This window comes from Comamonas sp. Tr-654, assembly GCF_011752915.1.
Lineage (GTDB): Bacteria > Pseudomonadota > Gammaproteobacteria > Burkholderiales > Burkholderiaceae_C > Comamonas.
In genome coordinates, this window is the sequence record NZ_VWWQ01000006.1 from 244,316 (window position 1) to 260,425 (window position 16,110).

Below are 16,110 nucleotides of genomic sequence, written 5' to 3' on the forward strand. Positions count from 1 at the left end.
TCCTTACCATCAGGCCTCGTCGCCCAGAATCAGGCCGCTGGTGGGCACGCCGGTACCGGCGGTCACCACCATGTTGTGCACGTCCTTGACCTGGTTGACGGAGCTGCCGCGGATCTGGCGCACGGCTTCGGCAATGCCGTTCATGCCGTGGATATAGGCCTCGCCCAGCTGGCCGCCATGGGTGTTGATGGGCATGGAGCCGCCGCGCGCATGCTCGCCGCCGCGGATGAAATCCTTGGCCTCGCCGCGCTTGACGAAACCGAACTCCTCAAGCTGGGGCAGCACAAAGGGCGAGAAATGGTCGTACAGCACCGCGCTTTGCACGTCCTTGGGCGTCAGGCGGCTTTGCTGCCACAGCTGTCTGGCCACATGGCCCATCTCGGGCAAACCGGTGATGTCTTCGCGGTAGAAGGAAGTCATGGACTGCTGGCCGTCGGAAATGCCCTGGGCTGCGGCCTTGATATAGACCGGCTTGGTCTTCATCTCTCGCGCACGGTCGCTCGATGTGATGACCATGGCCACGGCGCCGTCGGACTCCTGGCAGCAGTCCAGCAGATGCAGCGGCTCGCAGATCCAGCGGCTGGCCTGGTGCTCCTCCAGCGTGATGGGCTTGCCGTGGAAGAAGGCCTTGGGATTGGTCGCGGCAAAGTCGCGCACGGCCACGGCCACGCGACCGAAGTCCTCGCTGGTGGCGCCGAAGCTGTGCATATAGCGGCGCGCAAACATGCCCACCCAGGAGGCCGGCGTGTGAAAGCCGTGGGGCATGTACCAGCCATAGTTCACATTGTCGAAGAACGGCGTGCTGCCGAAGCCATAGCTGCCGGTGCCGAAGCGGTACCAGCTGCGCTCATTCATGGCGCGGTAGACCACCACCGTCTTGGCAATGCCGGTGGCCACGGCCATGGCCGCATGCAGCACGGGGCCGCAGGCAGCACCGCCGCCATGCGGCACCTGCGAGAAAAAGCTCACATTGCGAGCCCCGAGCAGGCGGGCAATCTCATACTCGGGAACCTTGTCCACGGAGTACGAGGAAAAGCCGTCCACCTCCTTGGGATCGATGCCGGCATCGCTCAGCGCAGCCAGCGTGGCCTCCATGGCCAGACGCAGCTCGGTACGGCCCGAGTTCTTGGAAAATTCTGTTGCACCCAGACCCACAATGGCGGCGCGACCGGAAATATTCATATCGTTCACAGGAATGTCTCCGCTTGTTGTTCTTAGGCCAGGGCCACTTGCACGGTGCCGCTGACGTGAGAGCCCATGGAATTGCTGCCCTTGAGTGCGATCTGAACGCTGCGCGTGGCCTCGTTCTTCTCGGTCACGGAGCCCGTGAACTTCATGGTGTCGCCGGGATAGTTGGGCGCACCCAGGCGAATCTTGAGATCCATGAGGCGTGCCTCGTCGCCAGCCCAGCTCTCGACAAAGCTCTGCACCAGACCGTTGGTGGTCAGGATGTTCATGAAGATATGGGGCGAACCCAGCTCGCGCGCAGCGTCGCGGTCGTGGTGACCGGGGAAATAGTCGCGCGTGGCGATGGCACCGCCGGCAATCAGCGGCACAGTGACGGGCACGCTCACGGATTGCAGCTCGTCGCCCACGTTCACCGACTCGAAACGAATAGATTGATTGGCCATGTTGTTGTCTCCTTAGCGGTCTTCGGGCAGGTCGTACTTCCAGCCGAGCGTGTCGTTGTCTGCGAGCCACTGGCCCAGCGCTTCCAGGTGCTGTTCGGCGCTGCCGAGCTCGGCAGCCAGCGCACGGCACCAGAACATGAAGCGGTGGATGTGATAGGTCACATCCACGCCCATGCCGCCATGCACGTGCTGGGCAACGCGGCCCACCTTCAGGCCCAGCTCGTTGGACTGGGCACGCACTGCGTGGGCCTGCGGCACGCAGGGCAGGCCTGCATCCAGGCGCCAGACCAGCTGGCTCAGCGCACTGCGCTGGGCCTGCATGAGGATGTAACCGTCGGCCATCTGGCCCTGGACCAGCTGAAAAGTGCCGATGGGTCGGTCGAACTGTTTGCGCTCGCTCACATACTCCACGGTGCGGCGCAGCTGCTCCTGCGTCACGCCCTGCTGCAGGCTAGCTAGGCAGGCGATTGCCATTTCGTTGACCCATTCCAGCGCACGGCCGCCCAGTACGGCCAGAACCGGCGTGTTGCGAAAGATGATGTCTGCCACCGCACAGTAGTCTTCGCGCATGCCGGCCACACGGCTGACGCCATCGGCCTGCAGGCTCACCAGCACCAGCTTGATCTCATCGCCCGCCGCCGCTGCCACCAGAGCCATCGGGGCCTGCTCGCCCAGCGGCACGGCTTGCAACTGGCCTTTGAGTCGCTCACCCTGCAACTGAAGCGCCGGCCCGCGTGTGGCCACTGCGGCCTGCAGCGATAAAGCCAGCAGCTCGCCCTGCATGGCTGACTGAACGACTGCGTCCTGTCCCTCGGTAAACTTGGCAATCGCGGATGTGGCGACCTGCTGCTGCCACAGCGGCACCTGCGCCAGCGCACGGCCCTGCTGCTCCAGCACGGCCAGCATCTCGCTCATGCCCAGACCCAGACCACCTGCGGCTTCCGGCACCAAAATGCTGTGCAGGCCGGCAGCCACGCATTGCTGCCACAGCTCCTGCATAAAGGGCTGACCCGAGGCATCGTGCTCGCGCAGCTTGTCGTCCGTGCAATAGTCTGCGAACAGGCTTTGCGCCATGTCGGCAAACGCACGCTGGTCTTCACTGAGTTGAAAATCCATGACGGCCTCCTCGCATCAGGCCACGGGGCGGAACTGGGCCAGAGTCAGATCACCATCAAAGGTGTTGAACTCCACCTGCACCTTCTGGCCGATCTGCACCTCTTCGGGCTTGACGCCGACCAGTTGGGCAATCACGCGCACGCCCTCCTGCAGCTCCACAAGGCCAATGGGGTTGGGGTGGTCAAAAGGCGGAACTTCGGGGTAATGCATGACCACGAAGGAGTAAACCGTGCCCTGGCCGCTGGCCTCAACCGTGTCCCAGTCGAACGAATGGCACTTGGGGCAGACGGGACCCGGTGGGTGGTGCAGATCGCCGCAGCTCTTGCAGCGCTGAATCAGAAGCTTGCCTTCCTTGAGCCCTTCCCAGAAGAAGCGGTTGTCATCGCTCACGCCGGGAGCGGGCCGCTTGATCGTCGCGGCTGCAGCCGGCGCTGGTTCGGCCTTTTGCACATTGGCGGGACGGAACTTGAAGACGCGGAACATCAACTGGCCGACCTTCTCGTCTTGGCCATTCGCTGCCTTGATCGAGAAATACTCCATGATCTGCGTCACAAAGTAGCCCGTGCCCAGGGCCGTGGTCTTCTCTTCGCTGATGGCTTCCAGGCGTGTCGTGTAGTACAGGTCTTCACCCTCGAGCACATCGCGCTCGAAGCTCAGCTCGGAATTCACCGCCACGGTGGAAGGAAAGCCCTGCGCCTCGATCAGCTTCAGAACTTCATAAGGGTTCTCTTTCGTGGAGCCTGGCGGATAGTTATTCTGCACCGGCCCTTCCATGCACCAGACCTGCAGCATGGCAGGAGGCGCAACGGTCTTGCCATCCTTGTCGGTCTTCACGGCCACGCCCATCAGCTCACACCACTGACGAATCATGGGGCTGTTGACCTTGTCCCAGGCATAGACGCGCCCGTATTGCTTGCCCACATAGCTGCGGACTTCTGCCATCCAGTCTTGATCGGTCAAGATTGTCTCCTTTGAAATTCAGTGTTTCTGCGGCACGGATTCCGAGTTCGAGGCACTCAGGAATGCGGGTCGCTCGCCGCCGCCGTGCAGCAGCAGATTGGTGCCGCTCATGTAGGAAGCGCTCTGCGAGGCCACATACAGGCAGGCGTTGGCAATGTCCTCGGGTTCGGCCAGCCGGCCCGCAGGAATGGTCTGAGCGACCGAGGCGATACCGGCCTCGTCCCCAAAGTGCAGATGCGACTGCTCGGTGCGCACCAGGCCGGGGCTGACGGCAACCACCCGTACCTTGGGCGCCCACTCCACGGCCAAAGAACTGACCAGGCTCAGCACGGCCGCCTTGGCCGCGCCATAGGCCGCCGTACCGGGCGAAGGGCGCAGCGCGCTGATGCTGCCGATGCAGACAATCACGCCGCCACCGTCCTGCTGCTGCATCACGGCATTGGCGGCCTGAGAGGCGTGCAGGGTCGAGAAGAGATTCAGGCGCAGCACGCTTTCGTGAAAGCGCGGCGATACCGTGGCCGCGTCCACATGGGGAGCGCCGCCGGCGTTGTTGACAAGAACGTCCAGGCGACCATGGCGGCGCTGCACCTCATCGACCATGTCCTTGACAGCCTGGGCCTCGCGCACATCGCAGGCCATGAAGTCCGCGCTGCGACCGCCCGCATCGGGCAGCGCTTCGGGTTGCTGGCGCCCGCAGACCACCACCGTGGCACCTGCGACGAGAAACCCCTGCGCAATGGCCTTGCCTATGCCCTTGGTGCCGCCGGTGACCAGCACCACCTTGTTTTGAAAGTCGTTGTTCGTATCCATGGCTGCCAATTTAGATTTCGGCACCGACAGCAGATACGTCCAAAAGGACGATGTTGGTCTCTGGCCTGAAAACGACCATCGACCCTGTTCAACTCCTTGGGAAACCTTATGTCAGCAACGCCTACTGCTATTGAAAAGACGAACGCCGCGCAGGAGGAACTGCTGGTTCGGCAGCAGGACAACGGCGTGGCGGTGGTGCAGCTCAACCGCCCTCAGGCCACGAATGCACTGAGCCTGTCCCTGCAGGCCGCGCTGTCCAGAACCTTCTCCGCGCTGAGCGTGGACGCCAGCGTGCGCTGCATTGTTCTGACCGGCGGCGACAAGGTGTTTGCGGCAGGCGGGGACATCAAGAGCATGGACTCCTGCGGCCCCATAGAGATCATGAAGCGCCACACGGAGCGAGTCTGGGCGCCGATCGAGAAATGCCCCAAGCCCATCATCGCGGCGGTCTGCGGCTATGCCTTTGGAGGCGGGGCCGAGCTGGCCATGCATTGCGACATCATCATTGCCGGCCGCGGTGCCAGCTTTGCCCAGCCGGAAATTCGCATCGGCATCATGCCCGGCATCGGCGGCACCCAGCGTCTGGTACGTGCCGTGGGCAAGTTCCAGGCCATGCGCATCCTGCTGACCGGCAAACCCGTCAGCGCCGACGAGGCCTGCGCCATGGGTCTGGTCAGCCTAGTCTGTGCAGACGATCAGGTAATCCCTGAGGCTCTGAAAATGGCAAAACTCATCGCCGCCATGCCGCCGCTGGCCGTGGAGCAGATCAAGGAAGTGGTGATTGCCGGCATGGATGCCTCGCTGGATGCCGCCCTGATGCTGGAGCGCAAGGCCAACCAGATTCTGTTTGCGACCCGGGACCAGAAGGAAGGCATGCATGCCTTCATCGAGAAACGCCAGCCAGAATTCAAGGGGGAATGAGTGCCTTCTGCCCCGGAGCCGGGAGCACTGGCAGAGGACTGACCTCAGTCAGGCGGCATGCAGCCACCGGCAAAGTCCGACCACAGGGGCCGGGAGTCCAGATGCACATGCTTTTGCTTGAGCGCCGAAAAAGGCGAGTCCAGTGTGCCCAGCGCTATGCATATCCAGTCGGCCCAGTCGCCGGCCTGCCTGGACCAGAACAGCGACGAGCCGCAGTGCTGGCAGAACTGCCTCTGCACGGACGCAGAAGAGGCATAGGACTTGATATCGCCCTGCCCGGAGGCTATGCACAAGTCCTTGCGCGGCACGGCGGCATAGCTTGCGAACGCGGAGCCATGGCTTTTGCGGCACTGCCCGCAATGGCAGTGAGTCACGGCCCTGGGCGGCGACAGCAGCCGATAGCCGACTCTTGCACATAAACAGCTTCCCAGGTAGTTCTCGGGCACGACTCGGTCTCCAAATCTTCTATCCAAAAAACGGGGCCGCAGGCATTACCTCTGCCGCCGCGCACCTGCATGCCCGATACCGCTCACCCCGAGAAATCCGGATGGCTTCCTCTGGATCGAAGCCTGCTCAGAGCATCATGCCGCCAGAGACTTCAATGCGCTGGCCCGTGACCCAGTTGTTGCCCTCGGAAAGCAAGGCGGCAACTGCGGCGCCCACATCGTCGGGGCGGCCCACCCGGCCCATGGCAGTCAGGCCGCTGATATGGGCATTGACCTGTTCATTGTCGCGCACCACGCCGCCACCGAAATCGGTCTCTATGGCGCCGGGAGCAATGGTGTTCACGGCGATGCCGCGTGCCCCCAGCTCCTTGGCCAGATAGCGCGTCATCACCTCGATGCCGCCCTTCATCACCGCATAGGCGGCATAGCCGGGGAAGCTGAAGCGTGCCAGCCCGGACGAGGTATTGACGATGCGTCCGCCGTCCCTGATCAGGGGCAGCAGTTTCTGCGTCAGAAAGAACGTGCCCTTGAGGTGAATATCGACGAGCAGATCGAACTGCTCTTCTGTGGTCTCGGCAAACGGCGCCACCAAGCCGATGCCGGCATTGTTCACCAGATAGTCGAACTGCTCGCGCTGCCAGGTGTCGGCCAGCACGCCCCTGACACGCTCGGCAAACGCGGCAAAGCTCTTGCTGTCGCCCACGTCCAGGCGCAGCGCCACGGCGCGGCTGCCCAGTGCCTCGATGCGGGAGACCAGCTCCTGCGCATCGCTTTCGCTGTCCTTGTAAGTGACGATCAGATGAACGCCGAGTTCGGCCAGTTTGAGGGCTTCGCTACGGCCCAGGCCACGGCTTGCGCCGGTGATCAATGCGATACGGGGTGCAGATGCTTGCATGTCGGTCTCATGGAGGATGTCAACAAGTCAGAACTTTAGGTGTTCTCAATCCATGAATAAACACCTTGATAAAGATCTCACTGTTCACTTTGAAAATACAATCAAGAGCATGGACTTCAATGCGCTTCATGTGTTCACCCGCGTTGCCGAGCTATCCAGCTTCACCCTGGCCGCTGACCAGCTCGGGCTGACCAAAAGCCGTGTGTCGACCGTGGTCCAGCAGCTGGAAAGGCAGCTCGGAACCCGTCTGCTGCAACGCACCACCAGACATGTGCGGCTGACCGCCGATGGCGAGCAGTTCCTCGAACGCAGCAAGGAATTGATGGCCGACCTGGAACAGCTGCAAGCCATGTTCCTGCCCGCCACCAGCGGACTGCGGGGCAGTCTTCGCATCGATATGCCCAACACCCTGGCCCGGGACGTTGTCCTTCCGAAACTGCCCGAATTCCTTTCGGCCCACCCTTTGCTGGAAGTAGGCATCAGCACCAGCGACCGCCGCGTGGATGTGGTGCAGGAGGGCTTTGACTGCGTGGTGCGCATCGGCCCGCTGGCAGATACCGACTTGATCGCCCGCACGCTCGGCACGCTGGAGATGTGCAATCTGGCCAGCCCCGCCTACCTGGAACGCCACGGCACACCCGCAACACTGGCCGATCTGTCACGCCATCGGATCATTCACTATGCAAACCAGCTCGGACGACATGGCGCGGGCTGGGAGTATCAGCGTGGCAGGGAGACCGCCCTGCAACCCATGCGCTGCGCACTGGTGGTCAACGGCACGGATGCCTACCAGGCAGCCTGTCTTGCCGGTCTGGGCCTGATTCAGGCGCCTGTCCGCGGGGCGCGCCATCTGCTGGATCAGGGTCTGCTGGTCGAGGTCATGCCCGACTTCAAGGCGGCCCCCATGCCGGTGTCCCTGCTCTATCCGCATCGCAGACATATTGCTCCGCGAGTCACCGCTTTCCTGAACTGGATGACCGAGGTACTGGAGCCCCATCTGGCAGGTCTGACAGGCACAGACCGCTCTTGATGCCTGGCTCCTGGCCAGCATGCTTGTTGTACATAATCCGGCGATGACTTCCATACGAGCTTCCCGCCCCGACGAAGGGGCACGAGCGATAGAGATCTGGCGCCATGCCGTTGATGCCACGCATGACTTTCTGAATCCGCAGGATCGCGCCGAGATTGATGAGATGGTGTGCGGCTTTCTGCCACACGCGCCGCTGTGGTTCGCTGTCGACAAGCAGGACCATCCCCTGGCCTTCATGCTCATGGACCAGGGACATATGGAAGCGCTGTTTGTGGACCCAGCCTTCCGGCACCGGGGCCTCGGTGCAGCGCTGGTGCGCCACGGCCTGACCCTACACCCCGAGATGAGCACCGACGTGAATGAGCAGAATGCACAGGCAGTGGGCTTTTACGAACGCCTGGGCTTCAAGCGCACGGGCCGCTCTGCGCTAGATGGGCAAGGCCGCGCCTACCCCATCATCCATCTGAAATACGCCAATCCCTGAAAAGCCGGCCTGGCTGGACCAAGCGCCGATCCAGCCCGATTCGCTGCATTCAGTACCTCAACAGCTATTCAAGCAAGAGCACCTAGCGTATGTCTTTTATTGGTTTCAGCTATAAAACATCTGAAACTTGAATGTAGTCAAGCGCAAGCAGCTTCTGAATACAGAGCATGGCAGGCGTGGAACGCTGCGGCTCGGTAGCGCCGACGCCATGAAGAGCTTGCTCAGACGCCGGCGTGAATATTCTTCTCGCCGAACAAGGCGCGCATGCTCACCACCTTGCCTGCGTCGTTGAAGCGAAAGTGATCGATGGGCGCAATCACGGTCTTGCGGCCCTGATACTCGAAACTGACGGTGAAGGCGAAGGCCGCTTCGTCGGCAACCGCGCGCACCTCCTGCGTCAGCTCCACCGCCAAGGGCAGCTTGAGCGAGTTGGCATAGAACGCGCGAATCGCCTCCCTGCCGCGCCGGGGCTCGGAGCCCACGGGATCCTCCACGGTGGCGTCATCGGCAAACAGCGCGACGATGCCGTCCAGATCGCCTGCGTTGAGCGCAGCCACATAGCGCTGCACAACCGCGGTCATATGTTCAACAGAGTTCATCTCAGCTCCAGAATTCCAGAATAAGGCGCTCCCGAGCAAGACGGCCCCAGGTCTGAGGCAGCCAGGCTCCGGCCTCCCGGAAGCAAGCCACAAGGCGGCTCAGGGGAGAGTCAGAATCCCGTCGGGCGCATCACCGCATCGATACCGCCGTCGATCACGATCTGCGCGCCATGCACATAGCTGGCGGCCTCACTCATGAGAAAGGCGATGACGGATGCCATTTCGGCAGGCTCGGCGCGACGGCCCAGCGGAGGCACGAACTTGGCAATGGATTCTCCATAGCGCGGGTCCTGCAGGCCCGCCTGCAGCAAAGGCGTCTCGGTCGCGCCGGGGGCGATGGTGTTCAGGCGCACGCCGGCCTGCCCCCATGCCGTGGCGCGCTTGCGCACGGCCACCGTGAGAGCGTTCTTGCTGCCTGCATAGGCCAGGTTGCCGCCCTGCTCCCCCGCCTGTTCGACAATGGCGCGGGCCTTGGCTTCCTCGCCGGCCTCCAGCGCCGGTGCCAGCGGGTTCCTGTCGTGCGCCAGATGCGCGGAAGCCACGGACGAGATGACGACGGCTGCGGGCTGCCGGCCCTGTTTCAGCAGCGGAAGAAAAGCGTCCAGCAGCTCGGTCGCACCAAAGTAATTGACCGAAACCACATTGCCGACCACCTTGGTCTGCGGCCCCAGGCCGGCACACAGCACCAGGCCGTCCATGCTCTTGCCGCACCTGGCCTGCACATCGGCGACCGCCTGGCTGCGGCCTTGGGCCGTCGAGAGGTCGGCGATCACTTCTGCATCGCGGACATCGATTCCGACGATCTGGTGGCCGGCCGCCTCCAGGGCCTTGCGCGTGGCGGCGCCGATGCCGGTGGCGCAGCCGCTCATCACGATGATGGACATGTCTTGTTTCCTTGGGTCTGGGTTGTGATGGCGCACATCAAAGCCCATCACGAAAAGTCAGACTACATGCAAACGGACGATGTGATTCCCCTAGGGAGAATTTACCGTGGCCATTCCTACACTGGCGCAACGTTTGCGTGTGAGGAAACCAGCCATGTACCCCCATCTCTTCCAACCCATCACCATCGGCCATATCACCCTCAAGAACCGGATTCTGATGGGCTCCATGCATACCGGACTGGAGGATCAGGCTCAGGGTTTCGAGAAGCTGGCCCTCTTCTACACCGAGCGTGCCCGGGAGGGGCTGCAGCTCATCGTCACCGGCGGCTTCGGCGTCAACGAATATGCACTGGGCATGCCCGAGCATGCCGAGTTCTCGACGCTGTGCACGCCCGAGCAGGCGGCCCGGCATCGCCTCATCACGGATGCCGTACATGCCGAGGGCTGCCACATCCTCATGCAGGTGCTGCATGTGGGCCGCTACGACCACGGCAGCGGCGGCGTCTCGCCCAGCAGTGTGCTCTCCAAGCTAAGCAGCCGCAGCTCGCGCGAACTCAGCGCTGCTCAGATCGAGCAGATCATTGCCGACTATGTGCGCTGCGCCTGCCTGGCCCGTGAAGCCGGCTATGACGGCGTGGAAGTCATGGGCGGCGAGGGCTATCTGATCAACCAGTTCCTGGCACCGCTGACCAACTTCCGCACCGACGAATGGGGTGGCGATGCCGCCGGCCGCAGTCGCTTTGCCCTGCGCATCGTGCAAGGCATACGCGCGGCCGTGCCCGAGAACTTCGTCATCAGCTTTCGCCTGTCCCTGATGGATCTGGTCGAGCATGGCAGCCACTGGAAGGAAGTGCTGGACCTGGCCCGCCAGCTGGAAGCCGCTGGCGTGGACCTGTTCAACACCAGCGTGGGCTGGCATGAGGCACGCATTCCCACCATCGCCATGATGGTGCCGCGCGCGGCCTTCAGCTGGGCTGCCGAGCAGCTCAAGCGTGCGGTCAGCGTTCCAGTGGCGGCCAGCAACCGCATCAACACTCCCGAAGTGGCCGATGACCTGATTGCCCAGGGCCATGCCGACATGGTGGCCATGGCACGCCCCTTCCTGGCCGACCCGGCCTTTGTGCGCAAGGCGCAGGCAGGCCAGAACAGTGCAATCAACACCTGCATTGCCTGCAACCAGTCCTGTCTGGATCGCATCTTCACGCGCCAGCAGGTCAGCTGTCTGGTCAACCCCAGAGCCTGCCGCGAATGGGAATGGCCGCAGGAAAAGGCTGCTGCACCGCGCAAGATCGCCGTGCTGGGGGCGGGTCCGTCGGGGCTGGCCTGTGCGCGCGAGGCGGCCGATCGGGGCCACAAGGTGACGCTGTTCGAGCCCGGCATCCGCATCGGCGGCCAGTTCTTTCTGGCGCAGAAAGTGCCCGGCAAGCAGGAGCTGGGCGAGACGCTGCGCTATTTCGAGCATGAGATCCAGCGCCTGGGCATAGAGCTGCGGCTCAACACCACACCGGACATCGACACCTTGAGCGGCTTTGATCATGTGGTCGTGGCCACGGGAGTGACACCGCGACGCAGCGGCATCGAGGGCGAGAACAGCGCCAAGGTGGTGGACTATATCGAGGCATTGCGCAGCCCCCGCTTTGTCGGCGAACGCGTTGCCATCGTGGGCGCGGGGCCGCTGGGCTTTGACATGGCCGAGCTGCTGTCCCATCACAAGGCCGACGACGGCAGCGTGGCCGCCTTCGACCGCGAATGGGGCATTGATCCCGAGCGCGAGCTGCGCGGCGGCATCAAGGCCAGCGAGAAAGCCGATTCGCCGCGTCAGATCTGGCTGCTTCAGCGCAGCAAGGCGGCCATGGGCGCCAGCCTGCCCACCACCACGGGCTGGATCCGCCGCGCCCGGCTCAAGAACAAGAGCGCACGCATGTTCAACGACGTGGAGTACATCCATATCGACGACAACGGCCTGCACCTGCGCATACGCGGCGAGCAGCGCTGCCTGAGCGTGGACCACATCGTGGTCTGCGCGGGGCAGGAGTCGCACGACCCCTGGTCGCCCAGGCTTCAGGCCTGCGGTATTGCGCATACCGTGATTGGCGGTGCACGCAATGCGCACAAGATTGATGCTGCGAGAGCCATCGAAGAAGGCGCCGAACTCGGCCGCAAACTATAGGAGACAGCGAGAAAAATGAACAATCCCCACGCATCCCTGCTGCAGACAGGACGTATCGGCTCCATGGAGCTGAAGAACCGCATCGCCATGGCCCCCATGGGAGAGAACTTCGGCGGCGACGACGGCTGCTGCGGCGAACGCACCCAGGCCTATTACGAAGCCAGGGCCCAGGGCGGCACCGGTCTCATCATCATGGGAACGACGGCCATTTCCTGGCCTTCGGGCACCAGCGAGCCACACCAGCTGGGCATCTCCAATGACAGCTTCATCCCCGGCCTGGCTGAAGTCACGCGCCGCGTCCATGCCCATGGCGGCAAGATCGCGGTGCAGATCAATCACAGCGGCAAGGTCGCCGCCCACGACCGCGCCTGCGGCCGCGAAATGTGGGTGTCCTCCATGCCGCCCGACGGCCCGGTTCACGATGGCATGCGCACCATCACGCCCAAGGAGTTCTCTACCTTTGTCGGCGTCGGCCCCTACCCGGAGCGCTACCGCATCATGGACAAGGCAGATATCGCGCAGATGGTGGAGTGGTTTGCCGCCGCGGCCCTGCGCGCCAAGCAGGCCAACTTCGACGCGGTGGAAGTGCATTGCGCGCACAACTACATGATCGCCAATTTTCTCTCGCCCTTCTTCAACAGCCGCACTGACGAGTACGGTGGCAGCTACGAGAACCGCAGCCGCCTGCTGCGCGAGGTGCTGACCGAGGTGCGCAGGCGCGTGGGCCCCGACTATCCGGTCTGGGTACGTCTGGACGCGCAAGAGATGCACACGCCCGGCGGCATCACCATGGACGAGGCACTCAAGACCGCCAGGATCTGCGAGGAACTGGGCATGGATGCCATAAGCGTCTCAGCCTACGCCCGCATGCCCACCGGCTCGGCGTTCACCGACGCCCCGATTCCGCAGAAGGAGAACGCCTACCGCGAATTTGCCAGGCAGTTCAAGCAGACCGTGAGCCTTCCCATCATCTCGGCCGGACGCTGGGAGCTTGACGATGCCGCCGATGCCGTGACCAGGGGCGAGATCGACTTCGTGGCCATGGGCCGCAAGCTGCTGGCCGAGCCCGACATGGCCAACAAGCTGCAGGCCAATGCAGCCGGCGACGTGCGCCCCTGCATCTACTGCTATGCCTGCGTGAGCGAAATCTTCGTCAACCGCGGCATCAAGTGCGCCGTCAATGCACTGACCGGTCATGAAGCCGTCAAGACCATTGCCTTTGCGGCCAAGCCCAGGCATGTGCTGATCGTCGGCGGTGGCCCCTCCGGCATGGAAGCGGCGCGCGTTGCCGCGCTGCGCGGCCACCGCGTGACGCTGGTCGAGCGCAGCGACCGCCTCGGCGGCACGCTGTTCTTTGCTGCCCTGGCCTATCCCGAAAACGGCCGCCTGCTCGACTATCTGGTGCGGCAGATGGACCACCCGAACATCCAGCTGCGCCTGAACACCACGGTCGATGCCGGACTGCTGGCCGAACTGCAGCCCGACGAAATTCTGGTGGGCACCGGCGCCAGGCGTGCCGCCCCCGCCATCGAGGGCGCCCAGCAAAGCCATGTCTGGAGCGGCGACGAGTTGCGCCGCCTGATGACGGGCGACCGGGCCGACGAGATCGCCAAGGCCAAGCTGAATCTGGCCGAGCGCGCACTGTTCAAGGCCGGCGGCATGCTCAAGGTGACGGACAGCACGGCAGCGATCCAGAATCTGTCCAAGCTGTGGATGCCCCTTGGCAAGCGCGTGGTCATCATCGGCGCAGGCTTGGTCGGTCTGGAACTGGCCGAGTTCCTGCTTGATCGCGGCCGCGAAGTCACTGTGCTGGACCCCGGCACCCACCCCGGCACCGAGCTGGCCATCGTGCGCCGCTGGCGCGTGTACGACGCCGTGAAGAACCACGGCAAGCTGCTGATGCAGTCCAGCGTCACGCGCATCGAGCGCAAGGAAGTCGTCTGGACGGACAAGAAAGGCGAGGAATACCGCACGCCCGCCGACTCCGTGGTGCTGGCCATTGGCGCCGAAGCCGATTCCAGCGTCGCCGAGCAACTGCAAGCCCTTACCCGGACTCCCGTGCGCCGCATCGGGGACTGCCAGGACCTGGGCTACATCGAGGGCGCCATGCATTCGGGCCACCAGGCTGGACGCGAAGTCTGAAGCCACACACTGGACGGCCGGGGCCGCCTGCAAGCCTGGTCCCACAGGCGGTTCTTCCTAAAAACTACGGCAGGCAGTGTCGGCCTTTCGCCGCTGGTCGCCAGTTGGTCTGCCCCGAGCAACAGGAAGCAGGGAACACTCACCGGGCTGCGTCCAGCCGCAAGCCGCCGCTCCAGGCCAGCAGCCCTATACTTTTGGGCCCGCCAACCTCACGACCGACGACAAGAGCCAATGCACGCTAGGGGATACTTCATCGCTTTGCTGGGAGCTCTGCTGCTCACCCAGGCAGCACCGGCTTCTGCACAGAACAACAATGGTAAAAATCTCTTCACCCAGAGATGTGCCGTCTGCCACGGCGCAGATATCAAGGGCACCGGCCCCTTGGCCAGGAAAAGCAATCCTCCCACGCCGGATCTGACAAGCGCCGCCTTCAGGAAGCGGCTCCAGGAGTATCCGGGCGTCATTGTTTCTTCGGTCATACTCCGACCGAACGGAGACCTGATTCCCAGAACGCTGCGGGAGAACGGGGTCAAGCTCGCCCCGCATCCCTGGACGGTGCAGGATTTTCGCGACCTGAACAAATACATGAGCGACGTGATTTCAAAAAGCCGATGACTGCGCCAGCCCCTGCCCGGAACAACTTGGCTTGTATAGACCCAGTCCCGCAAACTGTATAAAGAAACAGTAGACTTTGGAATTGATAGCTCCCCTACCAAGGTCCAGACATGTCAGCAGAACTCGAACAAGAAGACCTCTCCATCTTCGAAGACCGCCTTTGGCATCACAAGGGCTGGGAAGCCCGCGTCATCAAGAATGAAGACGACGATGGCTGGGCCGTGTCCATGACCCAGGACGGCCAGGCGGAGCCCGCTCTGGTCGGCCCATGGACCATGGGTCGCGACAAGAAGAACCCCAAGCCTCTTGATGTATCGGCCTTCAACACCCTGGTGAAGACCGCCAGCGAAGTCATACGCCGACATGAGCAGCACCAGGCAGCGCTCTTGCACAAAGCCATACAGATTGATGTTCACGGATCGCGTGTGACGGTGGCGCTCGATATCGAACCCGATGAGGACAACCCCACGGCGACTCTCACGGCCACCGCGGCCGACGGCAGCGAGCTGGCCAAGGTACGAGTCCGGCCCGACCATGGCCTCAACCGTGCCTCCGCGCAGCGCTGGGCGGAGGCAGGCTACCCTCGGTTCAGCGAGGACTGAGCCTGGCACGGCGTTGCTCTCTGCAGACCTGAAGAGCCTGTTTGCCGAAAGGGCAGTCAACACCGGGCAGCACCCATGACGGCGAGAGGCCGACTACCCGACAGCGAACCGGCCTGAAGTTCACACACCGGTTTGAGAGCGCAAGAAGGCCTCGAACCGCTCCAGCTCCTGCTGCAGCGTGCCGCGCTGCCTGAAACGCAGGCCGGCGCGCTCGTACCAGTTCTCGGCGTCCTCGAGATCGCCCTCCTGCAGATGCAGCAGTCCATGCAACCAGGCTGCGAGCAGGCCTTGATGCTGCTGCACGGCATCGTGCGCGGCATTCCATTGCCCGGCCCGCATCTGCAGCAGGATGGCTTCCAACTGTGCGTTGACATCGCTCATGACAGGGCCCGCTTGTTCTCAGGCCAGCAGCGCCTGCTGCACCAGGAGGCTGTCCACATACTGTTCCATGCTTGTGATCCTGCCCTCCTTGAGCCGGTACAGATGGGCGAAGCTCGCCGTCATCGCCTTGCCCGTCTTGCGATAGGTGCCCGAGTAGACGCCGAAGGCGGCCACACGGTCGCCATCGGCCAGATAGGTGTGGACCTTGGCGCTGTAGCCGTCCCACTCCGTTGCCAGCCGCTGGAACACGCCTGCCACGATTTGCTGCGGGCCGACGTAGGTTCCGGCATAGGGAAAGCCGGCTGCCTCTGTCCACCGCGCGTCGGGTGCCAGTGCGGCCAGCAGATTCCTGCCGTTCTCCTCGGGCAGACCTTCGTAGGTCGAGCGGATGATGTCCAGATTGGTGGTCATGGTGTGCTTCCCG

General features: G+C 63.3%; 18 protein-coding genes. 7 read left to right on the forward strand and 11 right to left on the reverse strand.

The features are described 5' to 3' along the window. Positions 1 to 9: 9 nt before the first annotated feature. Genes F3J24_RS19175 through F3J24_RS19195 form a run of 5 tightly spaced genes read right to left on the reverse strand, consistent with a single transcriptional unit; the run spans position 10 to position 4,517 of the window. Positions 10 to 1,182 (reverse strand): lipid-transfer protein, encoded by a 1,173-nt coding sequence (locus F3J24_RS19175; protein ID WP_167009964.1) that lies wholly within the window; start codon positions 1,180 to 1,182, stop codon positions 10 to 12. 32 nt (positions 1,183 to 1,214) lie between these two features. Further along, positions 1,215 to 1,631: a MaoC family dehydratase gene (locus F3J24_RS19180; protein WP_167009721.1), complete on the reverse strand. Its 417-nt coding sequence runs from the start codon at positions 1,629 to 1,631 to the stop codon at positions 1,215 to 1,217. A 12-nt stretch (positions 1,632 to 1,643) separates the two neighbouring features. Next, positions 1,644 to 2,747 carry an acyl-CoA dehydrogenase family protein gene (locus F3J24_RS19185; protein ID WP_167009723.1) on the reverse strand — a complete coding sequence of 368 codons (1,104 nt, stop codon included), beginning with the start codon at positions 2,745 to 2,747 and terminating at the stop codon, positions 1,644 to 1,646. A gap of 15 nt (positions 2,748 to 2,762) precedes the next feature. After that, positions 2,763 to 3,707: a Zn-ribbon domain-containing OB-fold protein gene (locus F3J24_RS19190; RefSeq protein ID WP_167009725.1), complete on the reverse strand. Its 945-nt coding sequence runs from the start codon at positions 3,705 to 3,707 to the stop codon at positions 2,763 to 2,765. 18 nt (positions 3,708 to 3,725) lie between these two features. After that, positions 3,726 to 4,517, reverse strand: a complete 792-nt coding sequence (locus tag F3J24_RS19195; RefSeq protein WP_167009727.1) for an SDR family oxidoreductase — start codon at positions 4,515 to 4,517, stop codon at positions 3,726 to 3,728. A 108-nt stretch (positions 4,518 to 4,625) separates the two neighbouring features. Here F3J24_RS19195 and F3J24_RS19200 point away from each other — a divergent pair, with 108 nt between their 5' ends. After that, positions 4,626 to 5,438: an enoyl-CoA hydratase gene (locus tag F3J24_RS19200; protein WP_167009729.1), complete on the forward strand. Its 813-nt coding sequence runs from the start codon at positions 4,626 to 4,628 to the stop codon at positions 5,436 to 5,438. Positions 5,439 to 5,482: 44 nt separating this feature from the next. On the opposite strand, the gene F3J24_RS19205 is transcribed toward F3J24_RS19200, so the two are convergent. Beyond that, positions 5,483 to 5,884, reverse strand: a complete 402-nt coding sequence (locus F3J24_RS19205) for a GFA family protein (RefSeq protein ID WP_167009731.1) — start codon at positions 5,882 to 5,884, stop codon at positions 5,483 to 5,485. A 127-nt stretch (positions 5,885 to 6,011) separates the two neighbouring features. Beyond that, positions 6,012 to 6,779 carry an SDR family NAD(P)-dependent oxidoreductase gene (locus F3J24_RS19210; protein ID WP_167009733.1) on the reverse strand — a complete coding sequence of 256 codons (768 nt, stop codon included), beginning with the start codon at positions 6,777 to 6,779 and terminating at the stop codon, positions 6,012 to 6,014. 109 nt (positions 6,780 to 6,888) lie between these two features. Between F3J24_RS19210 and F3J24_RS19215 the strand changes: the two genes are divergently transcribed. Next, a complete protein-coding gene (locus tag F3J24_RS19215; RefSeq protein ID WP_167009735.1) occupies positions 6,889 to 7,809 on the forward strand; it encodes a LysR family transcriptional regulator in 921 nt (306 codons plus the stop codon). Between the two features lie 43 nt (positions 7,810 to 7,852). Then, on the forward strand, positions 7,853 to 8,293 hold the full coding sequence (locus tag F3J24_RS19220) for an acetyltransferase (protein WP_167009737.1): 441 nt from the start codon (positions 7,853 to 7,855) through the stop codon (positions 8,291 to 8,293). A 221-nt stretch (positions 8,294 to 8,514) separates the two neighbouring features. On the opposite strand, the gene F3J24_RS19225 is transcribed toward F3J24_RS19220, so the two are convergent. Together F3J24_RS19225 and F3J24_RS19230 are read right to left on the reverse strand one after the other, a co-directional pair. Further along, on the reverse strand, positions 8,515 to 8,892 hold the full coding sequence (locus tag F3J24_RS19225) for a steroid Delta-isomerase (protein WP_043005790.1): 378 nt from the start codon (positions 8,890 to 8,892) through the stop codon (positions 8,515 to 8,517). Positions 8,893 to 9,002: 110 nt separating this feature from the next. Next, positions 9,003 to 9,776: a 3-alpha-hydroxysteroid 3-dehydrogenase gene (locus F3J24_RS19230; protein WP_043371364.1), complete on the reverse strand. Its 774-nt coding sequence runs from the start codon at positions 9,774 to 9,776 to the stop codon at positions 9,003 to 9,005. 154 nt (positions 9,777 to 9,930) lie between these two features. Here F3J24_RS19230 and F3J24_RS19235 point away from each other — a divergent pair, with 154 nt between their 5' ends. The 4 genes from F3J24_RS19235 (at position 9,931) to F3J24_RS19250 (ending at position 15,305) form a co-directional block, all read left to right on the forward strand. Further along, positions 9,931 to 11,946 (forward strand): NADPH-dependent 2,4-dienoyl-CoA reductase, encoded by a 2,016-nt coding sequence (locus tag F3J24_RS19235; RefSeq protein ID WP_167009739.1) that lies wholly within the window; start codon positions 9,931 to 9,933, stop codon positions 11,944 to 11,946. A gap of 15 nt (positions 11,947 to 11,961) precedes the next feature. After that, the gene (locus tag F3J24_RS19240) at positions 11,962 to 14,088 is read left to right on the forward strand and encodes an NAD(P)/FAD-dependent oxidoreductase (protein ID WP_167009741.1); all 2,127 of its coding nucleotides are present in this window, start codon (positions 11,962 to 11,964) and stop codon (positions 14,086 to 14,088) included. A 231-nt stretch (positions 14,089 to 14,319) separates the two neighbouring features. Beyond that, entirely contained in the window at positions 14,320 to 14,703 is a 384-nt protein-coding gene (locus tag F3J24_RS19245; protein ID WP_167009743.1) for a cytochrome c, read from the forward strand. A gap of 110 nt (positions 14,704 to 14,813) precedes the next feature. Then, the gene (locus F3J24_RS19250; protein ID WP_167009745.1) at positions 14,814 to 15,305 is read left to right on the forward strand and encodes a hypothetical protein; all 492 of its coding nucleotides are present in this window, start codon (positions 14,814 to 14,816) and stop codon (positions 15,303 to 15,305) included. Between the two features lie 120 nt (positions 15,306 to 15,425). Here F3J24_RS19250 and F3J24_RS19255 read toward each other — a convergent pair whose 3' ends face one another. After that, positions 15,426 to 15,686: a hypothetical protein gene (locus tag F3J24_RS19255; RefSeq protein ID WP_167009747.1), complete on the reverse strand. Its 261-nt coding sequence runs from the start codon at positions 15,684 to 15,686 to the stop codon at positions 15,426 to 15,428. Between the two features lie 18 nt (positions 15,687 to 15,704). After that, positions 15,705 to 16,097 (reverse strand): nuclear transport factor 2 family protein, encoded by a 393-nt coding sequence (locus tag F3J24_RS19260; protein ID WP_167009749.1) that lies wholly within the window; start codon positions 16,095 to 16,097, stop codon positions 15,705 to 15,707. Positions 16,098 to 16,110 lie beyond the last annotated feature (13 nt).